We start from the raw sequence: 22,227 nt of genomic DNA on the forward strand, positions 1-22,227 counted from the left end.
AATTTTATGAAAAGGAGCATATTTATGGAATTATTAATTTCAAATTTTAATCATCGAGGTGATTTAATAATCAGTGAAAAGGTTATCAAAAAAATGACTTCATATTCACTAAAAAATTATATGGAAGAATTTATAATTAAAGATATTTGGATAAACACTGCAAACAATGACCTTCATTTATCCTTGACTGTTGAACTATTACAAGAAAAAAAATATACTGAACTTTCAAATTTAGTTCACCAAAATTTAACTCATTTTTTTAAAGATTCATTAGGTAAAAAAATTAAAAATATTAATTTAACTGTTATTAATAAATAATCATTTAATGAGAAAGGTTGAAATAATGCGATGGGGATACCAGTTTTTTGTGTAAAACATCAGAAAATTCATGAATGTGACTATAATAAAATTCAAGAAATTAGCCAAAGAAATGAAAACAATATTAAAAGCAGAATGCAACGAATATTAAATCCTGAAGTACCTGACAATAATGTGCACATTCCTGATGGTGGGATTAATGGAATATTAGATAATGCTCGCACCCGTTCTGATATAATAAAAAATAAAGTTTCTGGTATTCAATCTAAAATTTCAGAAGATGAAACAATCGCAATACCTGCTTCAGAAATTCAAAGTAAAATGGATCTGCTAAGAGCTAGGGTGATGGGTGGTCAGGAAGTTAAAAACACTGAAAAAAAACTTGACGGGGAACTGCAGGGACTGGCAAAAAAAGCGGCAGATGCTTATAAAAAAACTCACAAAGAATTATTAGATAAAATTAATAAAACCGAAGATATTTCTAAAATAACAAAAAAGAGTGCGATAAAAGAAGAAACTGCTATTCTTAAAGACGAAGAACAAAAATACATCACTGTAGAACAAGCGAAAAAAATGATTAAATCTGCTTTATCCAAAGTTGTTAAAAAAGAAATTGATGAAACGAAGAAAAAAATTGATCATCAAAATAATGGTAAAACTGTCAAAAAGTAAGATTTTTATTTACTGGAATAACTTGATTTTTTGTAAAAATAATGTAAAATATTTTTAACTATCATAATTGAATTAGGAGTTTAATTTATGTCATTAAGAATGAAAATGAAAATGAAAAATAAAAATAATTCTACTTTACCAGACATTCAAATGGACCAATATGGACAAAATCCACAAATGGACCAATATGGACAAAATCCACAAATGGACCAATATGGACAAAATCCACAAATGGACCAATATGGACAAAATCCACAAATGGACCAATATGGACAAAATCCACAAATGGACCAATATGGACAAAATCCACAAATGGACCAATATGGACAAAATCCACAAATGGACCAATATGGACAAAATCCACAAATGGACCAATATGGACAAAATCCACAAATGGACCAATATGGACAAAATCCACAAATGGACCAATATGGACAAAATCCACAAATGGACCAATATGGACAAAATCCACAAATGGACCAATATGGACAAAATCCACAAATGGACCAATATGGACAAAATCAAATAATAAACACAGAATTTCAACAACCAATAATGGAAAAAGAAATTGCAGAACAACCAATAATGGAAAAAGAAATTGCAGAACAACCAATAATGAACACAGAATTTCAACAACCAATAATGGAAAAAACTAGCAATGCTGTTGCGTTAAGTAATTTTGATATTCAAAACTCTAATTCTATTCAATTGCAAAATATTGAAAGAGCTAATAATTTAACATCCATCGATCCTCAAAATGTTGCTTCTAATTTTTATAATGATGCTGATTATGAAAACATAACACCAGAAGAAACAATTATTCAATTTAAAGAAATTTTGGATGGAAAACATGCTATGGTTCAAAAAATCTTAAAAAGATTGGTTACTTTAGGTTATTAATAATCAATATAAAAAATTTAAATTTAAAAACAAAAAACAGTTTGTTACTGTTTTTTGTTTTTTTTGATAAGGAATAAAAAATGGATTTAAATAACAATAAATTTAATTTAGCTGAACAAGACTTATTAGAATCTTTGCTAGAAAGTTATTACTTAGATGATGATCAATTAGATTACATAAATAAATTTTATAAGGAAATTTTTACTATAAATGATAATGAAAAATGTCTCTGTAACTCTAAATTAACATGAGAAAAATGTTGCAAAAAGAAAATGGATGATAATTCAACAGAAGAAAATTACATCAGTTTTTTTCAAACAATAAATAATCCTAAGTTGAAAAGCAAATATATTAATCAAATTAATAAATATAATAAGTTAAGCATTAAAGCAATTAAAGAGTCACCATGCTTTATAAATAATTGTCAAAATAAAAAAACTGCGATGAATCTATACAGTGCAGATGAATTGATGGAAATAAAGAATAAAAATTTAAAAGAAGATACTAATGAAGCTTATTTAATAAATGTTTTAGATAAAAAACACATTATTAAAAATATTGATACACCTTTTTTGAATAAAGAAAATGTTAATGATAATTATAAATTTTATGCTGTTTGTAAAGAACATAAAAAAATATTCAATAATTCAAAAGGTAAATTAAATAAAAATTTAATAGCGTTAATTAGCAAAATTTATAAATATGAAATTGTGAATAAATGTTATCAACATCAAGTTGTAAATTTTTATAAAAACTTACAAGTCGCTGAACAAGTATTTTTAATTATTAAATGAAGAATGCACAATAATGTTTTAATCGCTCTATATGATGATTTGCAATTAATGGCAGATAATGTTGATAATGAAAATAATAATTTTGTTACTAAACTATTTTTTTTACCCAACACCAATAATTTTTTATTAAATGATGTAATCTTACCGCCTGTAACACCAATAACTTTTCGACCAATCAATTCTATTAATAATCCATTTTTAAAAAAGAAACCTCTGTACATTCACACTAGTAAAACTCAACGTGATAAAGAAGATAAATTATTGGTGACTTTTACTTATCGAAAAGAATATAAAAATTTAGATTTATACTTTAAAGAATGAATTTCAAAATTTAAAAATAATAAACAAATTGAATCATGGATTTCTGGAATTGTAATTAGTTTATCTGATCAAATGCTAATTCAAAAACAATGATTTGAAAAGTTAAAAGATAGTGAAATCAAAATTATGAATTTACATTATTATTATCGTTTCGAGCACCCTTCAGGTTCTCAACAAGAATTATCTATTCAAACTTTTTATAATAATTTACATAAAAGCATTAACATTTTTAATAAAACTTTAAAAATAAGTTAAAGGTGGTATTAAAAATTGCCAATATTTTTAATCATTTTAATTGCCAATATTTCAATAGTGATTTTCATTATTTTTATTTTAGGTATTTTCCAACAATTTGTAATTAAAAAATACAATACAAAAGAGCAGGAGTTAACTGCCAAAATAAAAGAAATTAATAATTCTTATAAAGAATTAATCTCGATAAAGACTGAATGGAATTTAAAACCACAAGAAATTCTTTATTATCAAAGCAAATCTTGTAGTATTTACAAGGCGAATGAAAAAGAAAATAAAAAGAATCAAATTAATAAGTCTCAAAATAAAATTGTAAATTTTTCTATTTATAATTTAAATGGTTATTTAAATTTAAAATCACATAATTTTTCTAAAAATGATGTTTACGAAGGTATAATTTATATTACTAACAAAAGAATAATTATCAGTGGCGCGAAATTTAACACCAGCATTCAAATAGATAGTATTAATATGATCAATCCAAGCATCTTTCATATTAATGGGGAATATCATATTGGTTTTGTTATTTTTACTGAAAATAATATTTATAAAGGTATTAGTCAAGATTTAAAAATCAGTAAAATTATTCACTTACTTTTAAAGGTGAAAGGTTAGTATGAATGGATCATTAATTTCTATTTTAGTATTATTTTTTGCTAGTATTATTTTTTATGTAGTTTATCTTGCTAGGTATAAACGAATTAACGAATTTAAATCAAATGGTAACAATGTTTACAAAAATAAATTTTTAATATGATTTATTCATTTGTATTTAATTATAATTAATTTTGGATTAACCATAACAACCATAATTCTTTTTATTCTAATTGCCGAATGAAAAGAAGGCGATGGTTCTGAATTAGCTTACACATATTTTGGAATTTGGATAGCAGAATTTATTTCATATTTAGGGTATTTTATAGTGGTATTTTTGTGCAGTGAAAGTTCTATTGTTATTATCGATGAACATAATTATTATTTTTTAGATACAACTATTCCTAAAAATGAAGTTATAAGTATAACCACTAAAAAAATAATGTATAATGATAATGATATTGTGACAAAAAAACGTTTGATAGGTCCAATTTATAAACATTTATAATTAGATGTAGAGTAAAAAATGAAGTATATTGTAAAGAATTTTTTAAAATTTTTATCTAAAAATTTTATGCAATTAATAGGTTTATTTGTTGCGATTGTGACATTAGTTTGCTTAACTACTAGTTTTTTTATTTCATCTTCTTATGGTCAGGCGAAAATTGATGAAATGCAAAGTAGTGGTTTTTTAAATTCCATGATTGTAGAACCTCAGTATGCTGATTTTAATGTTAATGTTTTTCCGAATACAGATTATAATAATTTTAATAATGATTTATTATCATATATGGACACTGCTAAAATTCGCATTATTTCTAATGGTGATGGAAGTTATGGATTTCAGTTATCAGATCCCGAACATAATGATTTAGGGATTGGTGGTAATACTGGTGATTCAAAAATGGGACAAATCTATAATTTTGAACCACCAATTAATGATCAAGATGATGATTTATACATAGATTTTTTTCCATTAAAGGGTAAGTGGATTAATTTATTGCCCATTTCTAATGACCAAATATGAAATGATTATAATGGCGCAAGTAGTCAAGATAAAGATCAAATCAATCAAGATTTAGATTTATTATTTAGTATCAGCAATTATTCAAAAGACCAGAGTGCAACAACTTATACAAAAAAAGATTTTGATAGTGCAGCTAATATTTCAAAAACTATTGTGTGAGATTGTATTGTTGGTGTAGCGAAAGATGCAAGTAAATCACGTACAACAACAGTCGCAACCTATTATGATATTTTAAATCAAACTTCAATTATAATCAGTCCACAAAGTACTTTAGACAGTTCCTTTTCTGCAGCATTACCAGATAATAAATTTAAAGACATTACTTTGCAAGACGATGAATGTTTTATTTCAAAAGATTATATGAATAATAATAATCTGAATGTTGGTGATCAAATTGAAATGGGTGATCAAAAATTAACAATTAAGGGTACTGCTACTTCTTCAGTTTTTAATTCATTATATGGTAATGATTTAAAAAATAAAGAAGGTATTTGAGTGAGTGATGATATTGATGTCAGCGCCGGGCAAACAGAAAGTACCTTTGATCAAATTAATAATACAATCAAAGGTAATCCTAATTATACATATGATAATAATTATTATTTTAATATTAGTGATGATGATTTAACTATCAATCAAAACGATCAAAATTTTTACAATGGAAAATTATTAAACGCTTTCGTACGTATTGATAATTCAGATTTAAATAATCATTATTTTAAAATTGAATATCCTAATAGTACAAATAAAAATACAATAGGAGTTTATGGATTAAACGCTTTTCAAGAAGAAAGAAATCATTCATTATTTTCTATCATTTTAATTGCTTCAATTTTCTTGCAAGTTTTAACAATTGCGATGATTATCAATATTGTTGCATACATAATTAAAAATCATGTTAAAGCTATTGGAATTTTAAAGGCAAATGGTTTTAAGACAATAAGAATTGTGAATTCTATCGCTTCTGCTTTTGTAGCGATTTTATTAGCGATTGGATTGGCATCCGTTTTGTTTAGTTTTTTGTTTGGATTAGTCATCACATCTACTTATAACACTCAGATGGATATTAATAGTTGAAGTTTTAACGTTAATTGAACTATGACGTTAATTGCTTTTTTTTCACCTTTATTGATTGTATTGCCAATGATATATTTATCACTGATTTTATTCATTAAACGTCCAGCGCTATTCTTGATTAAAGATGTTAAAGATAATAAAAAAATTAAAATTTATAATAATCGTTTCGCTTTAAAAGGAATGTATACTTGAATATACAAAATAAAAGTAAGTTATCGGATAAAGTTTGCCTCTAAATTAATATGGGATTCTAAAACTAAAATTTTAAGTGTATTATTTTTCACCACACTAACTATTGTTGTTGTATTTTTAGTGATAAATATTAATTCCTTGATTTTAGAAACAAACACCACAGCACAAAAAGCAATTAATGGTAACTATGCCTATCAGTACAATAATCAGCAATTAATAAATAATAATCCGAAAGTTAAAACAAATTATCAATTCGAACCTGTCGAATATAACGATGATGATGCTAATAAATTAAAAGATCCCACACAAGCCGCTGGAAAATATATTATGGCAGAAGATATCCCTGATCAATTTATAGAAAAATTAAATGGTTTGCCTAAGGAATTGATAACACAACTACAATTGAATGGGGGGCGCATTTTATTCGGTTATCAAAGTTACGATCCAAACTTAGATCAATTGGGTATTTACCAATCTACAGATAACATTTATCCTGTATATCTTCAAAATAATAATTTTTGAAAGGGACATAATCCTTTTATTAATTACAAAAACAATTATAATTTAATTTTCCCTAGTACATTTTCAAACATCAGTTTTAATCCTTATCAAAATGAAAATATTGATAAAACCATTGATTTACAATTAACTAATTATGATTATAATGATTTTTTAAAAGCACCTTATTGCGACAAGGATAACATTGACAAGTTAAAAGATTATGCTCGTCAAACAAATAATATAGAGGATGCTAATAAAATTATTGCTGGAATCGATGAAATCGAAAACACACTAATACCGAAAATTGATGACAGCATTAGTATTTCATTGGTACCGGTCGCCATTAATAAAAGTTACAAGGAAGTGGAAAATGTTGAGCTAGGAGATTCTTTTTTAAGTTATTCAGAAAATAATGATTCTATAGACATTTATATTGTCTTTGATTGATTAGAAAGTTTAAATAATTCATTTATATTAACACCTTATGGTTTTGCTTGTGATAATATTTCCAACGAACAAAATAACATCAATACACCGATCGATAGCAAACCTACTGTTCCTTTATATAATTGAAAATTATCACTAAATACAGAATTAGAGTATACAAATAATTACATCTCTATTATCAGTCCCACAAACAATTATAATTTAACAGATCCTAACAGTGATTTAACTGTCAATATTTCCGGAATTATAAATAATGATTTTATATATGGTTCCATCGAAAGTGAATTAAATGGACTGCGGGCAATTATTGATATTATCGCTATTTTATCGATAGGTGTGACCTTAGTACAAACTTTACTTACTGTATTAGTGCTAATTAAATCCAATTTAAATATTATCAATACATTAAAAGCATTTGGTTATACAGATGCATGAATTAATGGCACTCTATTTTTTATTTATATACCTATCATATTATTAGCTTGTGCATTTGCAATGTTAATTGTTTCTATATTTAGTATTTTATTGTATTGGCAAGTTTTATCTATGACAGGCGTGTATGTAGTCTTTCATTTATTAGGTTACTTCATTATTATAATTGGCTTCTTCTTTTTATTAGCGTTTATTATATTATTATTGTTTGGTAGAAGATATAGCGATCGTAAGTTTCCACTTTACAAACACATTACTGCTTAATTTAAAATTATCAGTTAATTGCATTTGAAACATAACAATTATATAATTTAATAAAATAAATTACCAAAGGAAGATTTGTATGAGTAAAAATAGTAGAGTTAATTCCAATAAAAAACAAAATCAAACTGCATATACACAGCAACCTGCAAATATCAATAATCAAAGAGGGGTGGAAGAATTTTCTTATTTGCAAAAACAATTAGATAGAGTTAATGCAGAAACAAAGGATGGTAAGAAAAGGTTAGAAAATATTTTAACAAAAATTAATAGCAATAATAATCAACAAAATTTTTCTGATAATATTCAAAAAAAACCTGTTGAGAAAAAAACCGATTATAATCTACCTCAGCCATTTCAACAATCTCAGCCATTTCAACAATCTCAGCCATTTCAACAATCTCAGCCATTTCAACAATCTCAGCCATTTCAACAATCTCAGCCATTTCAACAATCTCAGCCATTTCAACAATCTCAGCCATTTCAACAACCTCAGCCATTTCAACAACCTCAGCCATTTCAACAATCTCAGCCATTTCAACAACCTCAGCCATTTCAACAATCTCAGCCATTTCAACAACCTCAGCTATTTCAACAACCTCAGCTATTTCAACAACCTCAGCTATTTCAACAACCTCAGCTATTTCAACAACCTCAGGAAAATCATGGACATGAAGAGATGCACCCTATTTCCGCTAGCGGAACCAAGGCTAGCGGAAATATTAATAATATTTATATCAATACTAATAAAAAGGATAAAGATAAAAAAGAAAAAACAAAGAAGTTGAATCGTTGAGAAGGCGATGGTCTTGAATTAACCGATGTATTCGGTGATATTCCTATTGAAGATGAAGATATTATTTTAAGTGATAATATTGCTTTAAATAATTTAGAAAAAAGTGAACAAAAAAGTGTGTCAAACCTTGATCGTGATGTTCAACCTAAAGAACAAAAAAGTAATTTAAATAAAAAGGAAATTGATTTAACAAAAAGTAATTTTCAAAATAAGACACAACTTGAAAAACTAAATAATAATTCTGAAACTGGAGAAATTGTTTCGAGGCATACTGCAAAAAATATTGATGAACAATTTTCCGAAGATGACATTATGCAAACTAGTAAATTCAAGAAAATTATTTTTATTGTTTTTATTATATTTGCAATAATATTATTAACTATCACTATAGTTTTTATCTTAAAAATTTTTGGAATATTTTAAATTATTATTAAATTAGTATAATTAATAATAATATTCAAATAAGGAAATAAATAAATATGGAAATTAAACAAGAACTATTTAATAAATATCGTGAAGAAGCGATTAAAGATTTAATAAATATTATGAAAATTCGTTCTGTGGCAGGAGGGTCTAAAATTACCCCTGAGGCACCGTTTGGAGTTGAAGTAAAGAAAGTATTAGATTATGCATTAAACCTTGCTGAAAAGATGGGTTTTAAGGTAAAATATGGGAAAAATAACAAGTATGGTTATGCCGAATTTGGAGAAGGGGAGCAAATAATGGGAATTATTTGTCATTTAGATGTTGTCCCTCCTGGAGATTTGTCAAAATGAGTAAAATCACCTTGGGACCCAATTATTGAAAATGATGAAGTTTTCGGTAGGGGAGCATTAGATGATAAAGGGCCTACCATCATGAATATGTATGCTCTAAAATATTTAAAAGATCAAGGTTGAACACCTAAAAAATATAAGGTTAGAATTATTTTTGGTCTAACAGAAGAGACTACTTGAGAATCAATTAAAAGTTACATTGAAAATGAACAAATACCTGACTTTTCATATACACCCGATGGTGAATGACCGTTAATTTATTCAGAAAAACGTATTGTTAATTTTGATATTGTAGGTCCTGGAATTAAAAGTATAGAAGTGACCGGAGAGGGTGCTTATAATGTTGTTAATGATATTTGTACATTAACAACTAAAAAAGATTGCAATTGTGTTTCTACAATAATCAATAATATTGCCAATGAATTTGAAACAAACAATTGAGAATATTCAAAAAATGAAAAATCACTAATTTCTAAAGGGAAAGCAGCTCACGGGAGCACTCCGGAATTAGGTGTTAACGCAGCAATTAATTTAGCAAGAGCTGTACATAAACATAAAAAAGGTACTAAAATAGCATTAATGGATTACATTCAACACCACTTCGCAGAAAATGCTCACACAATGCCAAAAGTTTTTACTGATTGAGAAGATGATTCTGGTGTAGTTTCAATTAACGTTGGAAAATTATACGTCAATGCAAATGAAACACGTGTTTGTTTAGATGGTCGTATGCCCGCTTCTTATAGCGAAAAAGACATTACTGATGCTATTGAAAAAGAATTGAAACTAAATTGACCAGACCTAAAATTAGAGGTTACTGATTGAGAAGATCCAGTTTACATTGATCCGAAATCAGAAATGGCAGTTAAATTATTAAAAATTTACCAAGATGTTACAAAAGATTATGAATCTAAACCTTTAGCAATAGGTGGTGGTACTTATGCTCGTGGCATTAAAAATTGTATTGCATTTGGGGCTGTAAGTTCTATGGAATTAATGCATAATGTTAATGAACGTATTTCAATTAAGGAATTGGAAAATATGCTAAAAATTTACATTAAGGCTATTTACGAATTAGCTTAATGTAAATTTAAAAAAAATATATGCAAAAAAAAGCAATTACACACTGTAATTGCTTTTTTTTGCATATTATAGTAAAATTATATTAACTATATAAACAATAATATTATCATATTATTGTTTATATTTCAAACAATATTTCATTGTATAATTTCAGCATTTAAATTTGAGGGTCGGTATGAAAAGAAATAACGTACAGTATTTTGAACAGCAACAAATTAATGATAATGTTGTTTATAATAATCAAATGCCGATGAATCCAAATCCGATGCAAGGACCACCGATGATGCCGATGAATCCAAATCCGATGCAAGGACCACCGATGATGCCGATGAATCCAAATCCGATGCAAGGACCACCGATGATGCCGATGAATCCAAATCCGATGCAAGGACCACCGATGATGCCGATGAATCCAAATCCGATGCAAGGACCACCGATGAATGATAATGTTGATTATAATAATCAGATACAAATGAAACAAATCCATAATTCAATTAAAGAAGGTAAATTATTAAATCAACAAATTAATAATTTAATCAATGTTATTGAAAATAGTTTAGATATAAAAACAAATCCAACACCAGCGCCAAATAATAATGATATGAATATGTTGCTTAAACAAATTATTAATGCTCAAGATAAAAAAATAGATAACTGAAGACAAGATAATCGTAAAAATTATAATCAACAACAAGTGCCGAATGTTTCGGTTGTCGTTCAACAACCGAATCAAATTCGTTCCACAAATCCAAATCCGATGCAAGGACCACCGATGATGCCATGAATCCAAATCCGATGCAAGGACCACCGATGATGCCGATGAATCCAAATCCGATGCAAGGACCACCGATGAATCCAAATCCGATGCAAGGACCACCGATGATGCCGATGAATCCAAATCCGATGCAAGGACCACCGATGATGCCGATGAATCCAAATCCGATGCAAGAAGAACTAAGGGGAAATAAGAGGGCTAAAAAAGAGGGCCGCACAAAGAAAACAATTTTTGTTTATATAATAGGGCTAATCCTTTGAATATTATTACTAGGGATATTAACTTATACATTATTAGTGATATTCAATATAATTTAATTAATGGGGGATAAAAATGAAAAAAGATACAGGTTCAAATAATAATACCAAAACTACCACTAACCACAAAAAGAAACACTTTAATAATTTTACTACAATTAGTGCAAAATATTATTCTAATGTCTTAAAAGAAAAGAAACCGTTGGTAGATATGGTTGGTTTAAAATACAAAAATATTTTAAACCAAGGTGAAAAAATTGTTAAAAAACAAAAACCAATTAATTTAAAACATTATAAAAATAAGCCAATGAATAAAAATGAAATGTCCAATTTATACGAAGAGAAGTTTTTTTCACCACCATTAATGAGCGATGAAATTCAACCAAAAACAATTGTTAGAGGTGAAAATACCGGTTATTTAGCACCTTTATCCATAATCGATCCGAAAAAAAGACCGAATTTAAAATCGAAACAAAGTAAGGTATCTGTAGAAAATAAGAAAATTGAAAAAGTAAGCACAGAACAAAAAACTTATAAACAAAATGAAAAATTGACTAAAAGCGAATTATTAAAATTAATAGAACAAAAAAATAAGATGGATGATAATAATTATATAAAAAACATTAGTAAAAATAATAAAAATAAAATGGGTAAAAAGGTTAACACTCCCTCTTTATCAACGCATGAAAAATTAAAACAAAATTTAAAAATAGAAAATTTATCAAATTTTAATAAAAAATGAAATAGTTAAACAAAAAACAGACAATGCACATAATTGTCTGTTTTTTTGTTTTATTTATTATTAAAATATTTAGATAAATTAGTTATTCTTTTAATTATTTTCTGAACATCTCTATATTCGCCGTTTTCTAATGCTATAAATTTTGCGATTGTTTCATCAACATCATTTATTTTAGTTTCTTTTTTATTAAATATTAATTCTTCATTAGAAATTAAATTTTGCGAACAATTTTCTTTTTCACTAATTATAGATTCTGGTAAATCTAAATTTTCATTTTTCAACTCTTTATTTTCAATATCATTTAAAATTTCTTCAAGTGGATTTTGTTCGTCGTAAGACAAATCTTCATTTTCAATTTCAGCCATTAATTCTTCAAAAGCATTATCTTGAAGTTCTTCGTCTAAATTATCTTCTTCGACAAATTCCATTTCTGGTTCTTCGTCTGAAGTAACTTCTTCAACTATTTTTAATTCATCGATCACAGAAGGATGAGCTGTTGAAATAGGTTCATTGAAATCTTGCTCAATATAAGGTGTTTCAAATTCATTATCTTCTTCAATGAATTCCATTTCTGGTTCTTCGTCTAAATTATCTTCTTCGACAAATTCCATTTCTGGTTCTTCGTCTAAATTATCTTCTTCAATGAATTCCATTTCTGGTTCTTCATCTAAATTATCTTCTTCGACAAATTCCATTTCTGTTTCTTCATCTGAAGTGTCTTCTTCAATGAATTCCATTTCTGGTTCTTCATCTAAAGTGTCTTCTTCAATGAATTCCATTTCTGATTCTTCGTCTAAATTATTTTCTTCGACAAATTCCATTTCTGGTTCTTCATCTAAAGTAACTTCTTCGACAAATTCCATTTCTGTTTCTTCATCTGAAGTAACTTCTTCAACTATTTTTAATTCATCGATCACAGAAGGATGAGCTGTTGAAATAGGTTTGTTGAAATCTTGCTCAATATAAGGTGTTTCAAATTCATTATCTTCTTCAATGAATTCCATTTCTGTTTCTTCATCTGAAGTGTCTTCTTCAATGAATTCCATTTCTGGTTCTTCATCTAAAGTGTCTTCTTCAATGAATTCCATTTCTGTTTCTTCATCTAAAGTGTCTTCTTCAATGAATTCCATTTCTGTTTCTTCATCTGAAATGTCTTCTTCAATGAATTCCATTTCTGGTTCTTCATCTAAATTATCTTCTTCGACAAATTCCATTTCTGGTTCTTGATCTGAAGTAACTTCTTCAACTATTTTTAATTCATCGATCACAGAATTTTTTGCATTATTGTTGCATGAATTATCTATATCATCAATTAAATTTTTAGCTTCTAAAACATCATTCAATTGGTCACAAACAACATCAGTTTCTAATGGTTTGTCTTCCATAAACATTTTTTCAAGATCATCAATATGTTCATTAACAACATTCTTTAAAACTTTAATTTTTTTATTAATTGCATTTCTGTCCATAACAAAACACCCATTCATTAAAAATTAATACTATTATTTATTTTGCTTACCTATATTAGTAATTCTATTGATTAAATATTGAACGTTTTTATGTTTACCATCTAAAATTTCTTCAAATTGAATGATTGTTTCTTCTGGTGAAATTGGACCATCATAATTCACAACCGCATGATCATAATTCAATCCACCATATAGAACTGGTTTTTGTTTTGCTTGATCAGCAACTTCTAAATCATATAATTCTACTTTTTCTGAATTGTTATTTGCATTTTCAATTTCTTCTTCTAAATCAGAAACTTCTTTTGATAATCTTACTACTTCATCAGTTAAATCTGAAGAAGTAGTTTCTTCATCTTCTGTACATTCACAATTGTCTTTAGAATTTGTTGCTCCATTTAATTCATTATACTCTTTAACTAAATCTTCTAATTCAACTTGATCATCAAAATTATCTTCTTCAACTGTATATTCTTCAAAATCATCTTCAGATAATTCAATATGTTCTTCTTCTAATCCATTATTTTTTGGGTCATTATCATATAAATCTTCTAATTCATTTATGTTATTTGTTTTAATTTCATCTAATAAAATCATCTTTTCTCCTTAAAATAAAATACAAAATAAATTTTTAATAATGTTATTAGTATACTATTTTTATGTGAAAATTCAAGTATTTTATACTAAATTTAAAATTATAGTAACTAACTCTTTAACGATTAAAACAATGACCACAATAATATATATTCACAAAATATAATTGCTTTTTAACTTTTTATTAATGTAAGGGCCTAGTGTTCCACCTGTAATTCCCCCTATCGCTAGTGCTAATAACAACCATAAGTTGTTTAAATCTAAATTATGAAAATAACTATAATTAAAATAAAAAATGCTGGTAAAAAATGAGATACTTGCAATACTAATTTTCCACATCAAATTATTGGGTGCTATGTTGTTTAAATCCTTTTCAAAACACAAATATAAAATAGGAACAAATAAAATTCCCCCGCCTAGTCCTAACACAGAAGAAAAAATACCGACAATAAAATTTATCGGAATTATTCAAAATTCATTTAAACTGAAAGGCTTAAGTTGTTTTTGGATAAAAACTAAACTTAAGGCAATTAAATCGACAATAATCAATAGAATATTAAAGATTACTACTGACTGATTGATGTATGGATTTATTCCAAACAAACCTAAAATAACGCCAGGAACCACCCCTAGGAAACCGTATAACACCAGTTTCCAGTCTGGTTTGGTTTCTTGCTTACTATACTTAATGACGCCCACAATTGATAACACCAGTATACAAAAAAATGATAACGTTCTTGCTAACTCAATATTATCATTTAAAACCAGCATTAACAGCGGTACAGAAATAATTCCTCCACCAATACCAATTAAACCACCCAAAAAACATGCTGCAAAACTGATTAGTAAAAAATAAAAAAACATTAATCCCATAAATTATAAATCGAACAGCGTATCACTATTTTTTTTGCTTTTTGTTTTTTTCTTGCTACTTTTTTCAGGTTTGTCATCATAAATTTTTAAATCAACATTATCTGCAGAATTTTCTATACCATTAATTGTTTTGCTTAAATCAATATCATTAAATTTACCAGTTAATTCTTGCTGGGAAATTTGCACATAGTAATTATCATCTAAATATTTCTTTTGAAATTTCTTCTTTCGTCTTTCAAAATCTTCGTCTTTGCCATCTGCTTTTTCTGGGGAAAATTTAAAAATTTCTTTACGAGTTACTTTTAATAATAAATAATCTAATATAGCTAATTGCACCTTACTGATTTTAATATTTTCATTATCCATCTTTTGAATAAATTTTATTCGACAAACAGAATGCTTTTTAGGCGTCAATAATTTCAAAGGTAATGCAGCAGCAAATTCCTTAATTTTAGAATTAAATTGTTGCATCGTTAAATAATTAGAAATATTGTTATATTTATCTAAATCCTGATTCTTAGCTTTTGCATATTTAGATAATAATTTAGGATCGTTAATTTTTTTAACTTCTTCATTTTTTTTAGTTTCACGAATTTGCACCAATTCTGAATTGTATATTTTTTTATTAATATTAATTGCTGAAAAATCTCAAACTAAAAATGTTAAAGTGAAGGTTCCAAAAATCAAACTTCAGATAATAGGTATCACTGCAATTAAAAATGGCATAAATACAATTGCGAAACTTCCATATATTTTGCGGTTGTTAGAATCAATTTTTAAATCATTTTTTCACAAGTTTTTTTTAGATTTTAATTTTCGAGCAAAACAAACAATAAACATAATGAATAAGAGTAAAATTAAAGTTGCTTTTAGAAAGAAAGAAATAATTAAAATTTGCTTATAAACAACAACATTATTGTTAATGACCAAACATAATAAATTTGTGAAAAATCAAGTAAACAATCCCGGGTCGCCAAAAATTTTATTAAACATAAAAAAATGGAAAACTAACTGACCATTAAAATCAATATAAAAAAATAATGAAGGTGCAATTAAGAAAAATGCAATTACCGACAAAATACAAAATCTATACAATTTAAATTCATACTTAATTTTTTTATTATTCATAATCATTACCCATATATTTAATAAAATACCATATTTTTTAAAAATTATATATAATCTATTAATAACATATTTTTAATAAGAGGTAAAACTAAAAATGAGCAAAATTTTAGTAATCAAAACTTCTATGATTCAAGAAGAAAAATCCATATCTACAGCTTTAGTTAATAGATTTATTAAATATTATAAAAAGAAAAATCAATTAGACGAAATAAATACACTAGATTTAAATACTGTTGAAATGGCAAACATTACTATGAACCAAGAAAATTTTAACGATAAAAGTTTTTTTAATTCTGAGCATAGCGCTCGATATATTGAACAATTGAAAAATGTCAACAAAATTGTCTTTGTCTCACCGATGACTAATTTCAATATTACAGCATTGGCCAAAAATTATTTAGACCATATTTTGGTAGCTGACAAAACTTTTTCATATAAATATGCCAAAGAAGGCGCTTCTATTGGATTGCTGCCACATTTAAAAGTACAAATATTAACAACACAAGGAGCGCCATTTGGATGGTACCAATGAGGAAATCATACTAAATATTTAGAAGGTACTTGAAATTTTGTTGGAGCAAGGATTGCCAAATCAATAAATATTTGTGGGACTAAATTACATGAAAATTCCAATTTAATGCCAGAACAATTGATTGATAAATATGATTTAGAAATTAAATTGGCAGCAGAAAAATTTTAAAATGAATAAAAAAGTAGATGATTAGTAATTTTGACCATCTACTTTTTTATTTTTCATAATTGCAACTCCATTAGATGTTCCTAACCTTGAAGCTCCTGCTTCAATCATATTTATGGCATCTTCATAGCTACGAACTCCCCCTGCAGCTTTTACTTTAGCGTTATCTCCAACAGTTTGTTTCATTAATTTAACATGTTCAATAGTTGCACCATGTTCTGAAAAACCTGTGGAAGTTTTGACAAAATCAATTTTAGCCTCTAATGCCAATTCACAAGCTTTTTTAATTTGTTCATTTGTTAATAAACAATTTTCTAGAATAATCTTAACCAAAACTTTATTATTGTTCGTTGTTTCTTTAACGCTTTTCATATCTTTTAAACATTCTGAATAATTTTCTCCTAATAATAAACCATTATTAATTACCATGTCTAGTTCATCTGCACCATCTTGGATTGCTTGGATTGCTTCTGCTTTTTTATTAATTGAAGAATTAGCCCCTAATGGAAAACCAATTACTGTACATACTTTTACATCAGAATCTTTTAATAATGTTTTAGCATACTTAATTCAATAAGGATTTATACATACTGAAAAAAAATTGTATTCTAACGCTTCTTCACAAAGCTTTTTGATATCAGCTTGGGTCGCTGTTGATTTTAATAATGTGTGATCAATGTATTTATTAATTTGCATATTTATAAACTCCCTTGATTAATCTAAACTATTTTGAATGATAATAAATATATCAAAAATTTTTTTGCTAGCTTCGGTCATTGTTTCACTAAATTTCAAGTGGTTATCAAAATCTGATATCACATCACTAATTACTCTAATACAATAAAAATTAATGCCAAAATTATTTGCAACATTTCATAAACTAGTTGTTTCCATATCTACAACATCTATTATATATGGAAAAGAATCATGAATAAATGATAATTTTTCTTTATTAATAAAAGAATTACTAGAAGCTACTGTTGCTAATTTAAAATCTAACTTTGTAGATAATTTATTTTCAATGTAGTTAACTTGTGTTTTTGTTAATGAATAATAAGGTTTTTCTTGTGGGATTTGACCAAATTCATAACCAAAACAAGTATTGTTTGCATCTAAATATGTAGCTTTAGTAATTAATACTGTGTTTAAAATTTTTAAATTATTATTAACTGCTGCTGTGGTTCCTAAATTTATAATTAATTCAATGTCATAATTATTAATAATTCAAGTTAAATTCATGGCACTATTTACCAAACCGATGCGAGTGATCGCCAATAAATAATCAGATGATAATTTATACAGTGTTAAAAAATTTTTTTTAACACTCAATGTTTGAGTTTTCTTGATTAATTGTTGTGCTTCTTCTAACGTAGGAATAACAATTAGTTTCATTTTTGTTCCTTTTTAACTCAGTGGTTATATGTGATAATTAATTGTTGACCAATGTTATTTAAACTGTGTTTAGTTAAAGCGACATTATATTGATTTTCCACACAAGCAATAAAGCATTCAACTAAATCTTTTTTAGCTAGTTCTCTTAAATCATCTACCATTGGATAGTCTCTTTCAACAGATATTTTATCAGCGATAAATACAATCATATCTAACGGTGTCATATCAACAGCACCTACCGTGTGTCGTCCAATTGCTTGAATGGCCTTTAAATCCTTTACATTCCACATATTTTGTAAAAATAAACTGCCAGAAAAACTATGTAAAACTGGCATTGGTTCAGATGCTAAACGCGGAGCATATTTTTTAATTAAATTAAGATGTTTATCATGACTTCAAAACTTAGTTATATCATGAAATAATCCTGCATATTCTGCTGAATGCACATCTACATTAAAATTTTTGGCTAATTCAACACATTTTTCAGCCACATTAAATGAATGACTAATTCTTTTTTGATCTAAACCTTGGTGTATCATTCGTTCTTGAACGTATAATAAATTTTCATTAATATATTTATTAATGACCGGCAATTGTAAATTTAAATCCTCCCCTTTTCTAACTTTGGTCGAAGATAAATTAACAGCTAGAAAGTTTTCACACTTTAATTTTAAATTGCCAATAATAGATTTAAATTTAGGGTTTAATGATTCACGAATAAACACAATAAAATTAACTCATTCCTTCATTTGTTCAAAACCTTTTCAAGACTCTAAAGTTTCTAGGTTGTCCGAACCAATAATGAAATCAAAATTATATTCAGGATATTTATTTATAAAATATTCAATAGTGTCAAAAGTATAATTAGGTTTTTGATCACTATTTATTTCTACTAAATCTATTTTGACATATTTTAAATCTTTAATTGCTAATTCAATCATTGCTAATCTATGTGCATTAGAACACATATTATCTGGTTTCAAAGGATTTTGATTAGTTGGTACAATCCACACTTCGTCATAACCCGATTGATTATGAGCGTGTTTAATTATATTTAAATGATCTGTGTGGAACGGATTAAAACTTCCACCAAATAATGCAATTTTCATAAAATTCCTAATTTAAAAATCTAATTTTGTTATAAATATTTCAATATCTTTTAATTGTTTATTGGCCATATTTTCTCTAGCGATTCTAATTTCTTCGCTTGATTTTAGAATACTATTAGCTGATTTTTTTATAATATCTTCATTTTTTGATAGACGGGTAAAGTTATCACTAAAGTTTTGTATTAATTTTGGTCACTGAGTATCAACTCATTCTTTGTATTTAACAAAACGATCAGAAGATTTATTATTGTTAAATTCTTTTTGACGTAGTAATTCTAAATCATATTCTTTCTTAATAATAATTTTAACTAATTGTGCTACAAAAATAAAACTATCAGGGTTTGCAAAATAAATATTATCATTGGAATCTGATTTTTTAAATGGTACTTCAGGATAACGTGTATTTAATGAAGTAGCAATTAAAATACCAAACTTAGCCTTTTTAGCGGCCATATCTGTTAATAATTTCGTCTCTCACTTATCTTTTCATTCGGCATTTTTAACTTCATAAACAATTTTTCCAATAACTTTCTTATTAACTCTAACCTCTTGTAAAAAATCTCCTTTTTGATTTTTATCAGTGATTTTTGAAATTACATCTTCAGTATCAAAACATTTAGTTAATTCACCATGAACTTCTTGTTCAAAATTTTCTCCTTTAGTTTTATTTTGAATAATTTTATTTTTTTCATTCAATAACTTTAAATTTTGAATTTCTTCTTTTAACTCAGAAATTTTGAAATCAAAATTCTTTTGTAATTCTAATTCTAATTTTGATTTTTCAGCATCTAAATTAGCTTTTTCTAATTTTAATTTATTATTTAAATCGACAATAGTTTGATCTCTTTGAGTAATGATCTGTTGATCTTTTTTTTCTTGTTCTGCACTAGCGAGTTTTTTTTCTTGTTCATTTTTTTCTTTAAAAGATTTGTTTGTGATTTCTAATTCAATTAATTGTTTATTCAATTCGGCTATTTTAGAATTAAATTTAGTATTTAATTCTAATGCTAATTTAGACTTAGTAGTTTCTAAATTTTTGTTTAATTCAGCAATAGTTTGATCTCTTTGAGTAATGATCTGTTGATCTTTTTTTTCTTGTTCTGCACTAGCGAGTTTTTTTTCTTGTTCAATTTTTTCTTTAAAAGATTTGTTTGTGATTTCTAATTCTGTTTTATCTTTTTCTAAACTTTTTATTTTATCAGCATATTGAGCATCTTTTTTATTTTCTAAAGTTGTTAATTCTAATTTTAATCGATTAGAAAATTTTTCTTCTTCTTCTTTTCTCAGTTTAATTAATAATTCTTGTTTAAATTTTTCTTTTTGTAACTCAAGTCTGTTTAAAATTTGATTATAAATTTTTCCATTTTCTTCAAAATCATTTTCAGTAACTTTATAATTACACTTAGGACAATTTCATGAATAATTAGACATTGGCAACCTCTTGACTGTTTAAATTGGTAATTAAATTCAACGTTCTGCAACAGAGTATTTATAACCTTCTGGAAGCATTAACTGAATTTTTAAATTAGAATTAGCCTGTACGCTTATTCAACCTAAACCAGATAATTCGATCATTACATTAGCACCAGAAATTAAATTAATATTATGTGATACAAATTTTTCATTGCTTTTTAAAGTTAAATTAGAATTATTTAAATAATTATCAATATTACGGATATTTGTACGGTGTAACTTAATATTACGGTTAACATAAAAAGTAAAATTATTGGTTTTTCCAGACAAAAATTTAAAAATTACTAATTTTTCATAAAATATTGCCTGATTAGAACTTAAAGAATAATTAATTGGTTTTAAATTTTTTTTAAATTCAAAGTATTTTAATAAATCAATTTGCTTTACGTTTTTAGCAAAATGAAAAATGTTATTTTCATTTATAATTCCAGGAGTATCGTAAATAATATTATTATTTAAATTAATTTTAATTAAATTTAATGTTGTACTTTCGTATGGACTAATTACTATCTCACTATCTGAATTATCATTTGAATAATGTTTAATTAATTTATTTAGTAATGTTGATTTACCAACATTACTTGAACCGATAAAATAAAAATTATTCAAACCTTTTTCGATTCAATTATAAACATAATCTAAACCATAATTTTTAGTTCCTGAAATAAACAAACAGTCTAATATTTTTAATTCTGAATTTTTAAAAATATTTTTAATGTGTTTGGACACTCTATTTAATGAAACGTTTTTATTGATAATGTCAAATTTGTTAATAACAATCACAAGATAGTAATCTTTAATTAATTTTTCAACATATTCATTACGAGTGCTGTTTATGTCATAAAAATCTAAAACATAAAAAATAATGTCTTCTTTTTGAAAATCAATGTTTCCAAGAATTTTAGCGAATTTTTTATTATCAATTTCATACGAAATAATGTTGTTATGATGTTTAATTTCATAACAACGCAAGCAGACTTCTTGTTCAAAATCTTTGATATAACCCAGTTCTGTAGGATTCTTATCTTGAACTTCTATTCCACAACCAGTACATTGTTTCGTTTGTTTTTTAGTTTTCATATTTGATGGACTCCCAGTTAACAATTTAAGTGATATTTTGTTTCCTGTCATTAAATCATTTCAATACCTTATTTCACTTTAACATAAATTATTCAAATAAAAAATAAAAAAGCAGTTTGGGTCGAACTGCTTTTTTCACTGAAGGTATCTGAAATGATGAGTAAAATTAAAAAAAGTATGGTCTTTTATTCTGATAGG

The 22,227-nt window shown here is 26.3% G+C and carries 21 protein-coding genes; 12 read left to right on the plus strand and 9 right to left on the minus strand.

Going from position 1 to position 22,227, the window contains the following annotated elements:
• Positions 1-24: 24 nt before the first annotated feature.
• From AAHM77_RS01300 to AAHM77_RS01350, 11 genes are all read left to right on the plus strand, one after another.
• The gene (locus tag AAHM77_RS01300) at positions 25-318 is read left to right on the plus strand and encodes a hypothetical protein (RefSeq protein ID WP_342252333.1); all 294 of its coding nucleotides are present in this window, start codon (positions 25-27) and stop codon (positions 316-318) included.
• Positions 319-348: 30 nt separating this feature from the next.
• Positions 349-990, plus strand: a complete 642-nt coding sequence (locus AAHM77_RS01305) for a hypothetical protein (protein WP_342252334.1) — start codon at positions 349-351, stop codon at positions 988-990.
• Between the two features lie 87 nt (positions 991-1,077).
• Positions 1,078-1,890: a hypothetical protein gene (locus AAHM77_RS01310; protein WP_342252335.1), complete on the plus strand. Its 813-nt coding sequence runs from the start codon at positions 1,078-1,080 to the stop codon at positions 1,888-1,890.
• Positions 1,891-1,970: 80 nt separating this feature from the next.
• A complete protein-coding gene (locus AAHM77_RS01315) occupies positions 1,971-3,260 on the plus strand; it encodes a hypothetical protein (protein ID WP_342252336.1) in 1,290 nt (429 codons plus the stop codon).
• A 15-nt stretch (positions 3,261-3,275) separates the two neighbouring features.
• Positions 3,276-3,872: a hypothetical protein gene (locus AAHM77_RS01320; protein WP_342252337.1), complete on the plus strand. Its 597-nt coding sequence runs from the start codon at positions 3,276-3,278 to the stop codon at positions 3,870-3,872.
• 1 nt (position 3,873) lies between these two features.
• Entirely contained in the window at positions 3,874-4,359 is a 486-nt protein-coding gene (locus AAHM77_RS01325) for a hypothetical protein (protein ID WP_342252338.1), read from the plus strand.
• Positions 4,360-4,377: 18 nt separating this feature from the next.
• Positions 4,378-7,791 (plus strand): ABC transporter permease, encoded by a 3,414-nt coding sequence (locus AAHM77_RS01330; RefSeq protein ID WP_342252339.1) that lies wholly within the window; start codon positions 4,378-4,380, stop codon positions 7,789-7,791.
• A gap of 79 nt (positions 7,792-7,870) precedes the next feature.
• Positions 7,871-9,007, plus strand: a complete 1,137-nt coding sequence (locus AAHM77_RS01335) for a hypothetical protein (RefSeq protein ID WP_342252340.1) — start codon at positions 7,871-7,873, stop codon at positions 9,005-9,007.
• A gap of 56 nt (positions 9,008-9,063) precedes the next feature.
• Positions 9,064-10,443, plus strand: coding sequence for a Sapep family Mn(2+)-dependent dipeptidase (locus tag AAHM77_RS01340; RefSeq protein WP_342252341.1), 1,380 nt, complete (start codon positions 9,064-9,066; stop codon positions 10,441-10,443).
• A gap of 175 nt (positions 10,444-10,618) precedes the next feature.
• Positions 10,619-11,401: a hypothetical protein gene (locus AAHM77_RS01345; protein WP_342252342.1), complete on the plus strand. Its 783-nt coding sequence runs from the start codon at positions 10,619-10,621 to the stop codon at positions 11,399-11,401.
• Positions 11,402-11,551: 150 nt separating this feature from the next.
• Positions 11,552-12,226 carry a hypothetical protein gene (locus tag AAHM77_RS01350; RefSeq protein ID WP_342252343.1) on the plus strand — a complete coding sequence of 225 codons (675 nt, stop codon included), beginning with the start codon at positions 11,552-11,554 and terminating at the stop codon, positions 12,224-12,226.
• Between the two features lie 41 nt (positions 12,227-12,267).
• Here the strand turns inward: AAHM77_RS01350 and AAHM77_RS01355 are convergent, their stop codons facing one another.
• The 4 genes from AAHM77_RS01355 to AAHM77_RS01370 form a co-directional block, all read right to left on the minus strand.
• A complete protein-coding gene (locus AAHM77_RS01355) occupies positions 12,268-13,686 on the minus strand; it encodes a hypothetical protein (RefSeq protein WP_342252344.1) in 1,419 nt (472 codons plus the stop codon).
• 33 nt (positions 13,687-13,719) lie between these two features.
• Positions 13,720-14,280, minus strand: a complete 561-nt coding sequence (locus AAHM77_RS01360) for a hypothetical protein (RefSeq protein ID WP_342252345.1) — start codon at positions 14,278-14,280, stop codon at positions 13,720-13,722.
• 81 nt (positions 14,281-14,361) lie between these two features.
• Complete coding sequence (locus AAHM77_RS01365; protein ID WP_342252346.1) at positions 14,362-15,150, minus strand: sulfite exporter TauE/SafE family protein; 789 nt, start codon at positions 15,148-15,150, stop codon at positions 14,362-14,364.
• 3 nt (positions 15,151-15,153) lie between these two features.
• The gene (locus AAHM77_RS01370) at positions 15,154-16,278 is read right to left on the minus strand and encodes a hypothetical protein (protein ID WP_342252347.1); all 1,125 of its coding nucleotides are present in this window, start codon (positions 16,276-16,278) and stop codon (positions 15,154-15,156) included.
• Positions 16,279-16,372: 94 nt separating this feature from the next.
• Here AAHM77_RS01370 and AAHM77_RS01375 point away from each other — a divergent pair, with 94 nt between their 5' ends.
• Complete coding sequence (locus AAHM77_RS01375) at positions 16,373-16,978, plus strand: FMN-dependent NADH-azoreductase (protein WP_342252348.1); 606 nt, start codon at positions 16,373-16,375, stop codon at positions 16,976-16,978.
• Positions 16,979-16,999: 21 nt separating this feature from the next.
• Here AAHM77_RS01375 and deoC read toward each other — a convergent pair whose 3' ends face one another.
• From deoC to AAHM77_RS01400, 5 genes are read right to left on the minus strand one after another with little or no spacing between them, the layout of a single operon-like run.
• Positions 17,000-17,671 carry a deoxyribose-phosphate aldolase gene (deoC, locus tag AAHM77_RS01380; RefSeq protein ID WP_342252349.1) on the minus strand — a complete coding sequence of 224 codons (672 nt, stop codon included), beginning with the start codon at positions 17,669-17,671 and terminating at the stop codon, positions 17,000-17,002.
• Positions 17,672-17,689: 18 nt separating this feature from the next.
• Positions 17,690-18,367, minus strand: coding sequence for a 5'-methylthioadenosine/S-adenosylhomocysteine nucleosidase (gene mtnN / locus AAHM77_RS01385; RefSeq protein WP_342252350.1), 678 nt, complete (start codon positions 18,365-18,367; stop codon positions 17,690-17,692).
• Entirely contained in the window at positions 18,358-19,476 is a 1,119-nt protein-coding gene (locus AAHM77_RS01390; protein WP_342252351.1) for a nicotinate-nucleotide adenylyltransferase, read from the minus strand. The genes mtnN and AAHM77_RS01390 overlap by 10 nt, the downstream gene beginning before the upstream one ends.
• A 12-nt stretch (positions 19,477-19,488) precedes the next feature.
• The gene (locus AAHM77_RS01395; RefSeq protein ID WP_342252352.1) at positions 19,489-20,907 is read right to left on the minus strand and encodes a DUF2130 domain-containing protein; all 1,419 of its coding nucleotides are present in this window, start codon (positions 20,905-20,907) and stop codon (positions 19,489-19,491) included.
• 30 nt (positions 20,908-20,937) lie between these two features.
• A complete protein-coding gene (locus AAHM77_RS01400) occupies positions 20,938-22,029 on the minus strand; it encodes a GTPase (protein WP_342252353.1) in 1,092 nt (363 codons plus the stop codon).
• Between the last annotated feature and the right edge of the window lie 198 nt (positions 22,030-22,227).

The sequence above is a fragment of the Spiroplasma endosymbiont of Amphibalanus improvisus genome (assembly GCF_964030645.1).
Taxonomy (GTDB): Bacteria; Bacillota_I; Bacilli_A; order Mycoplasmatales; family Mycoplasmataceae; genus CAXIPX01.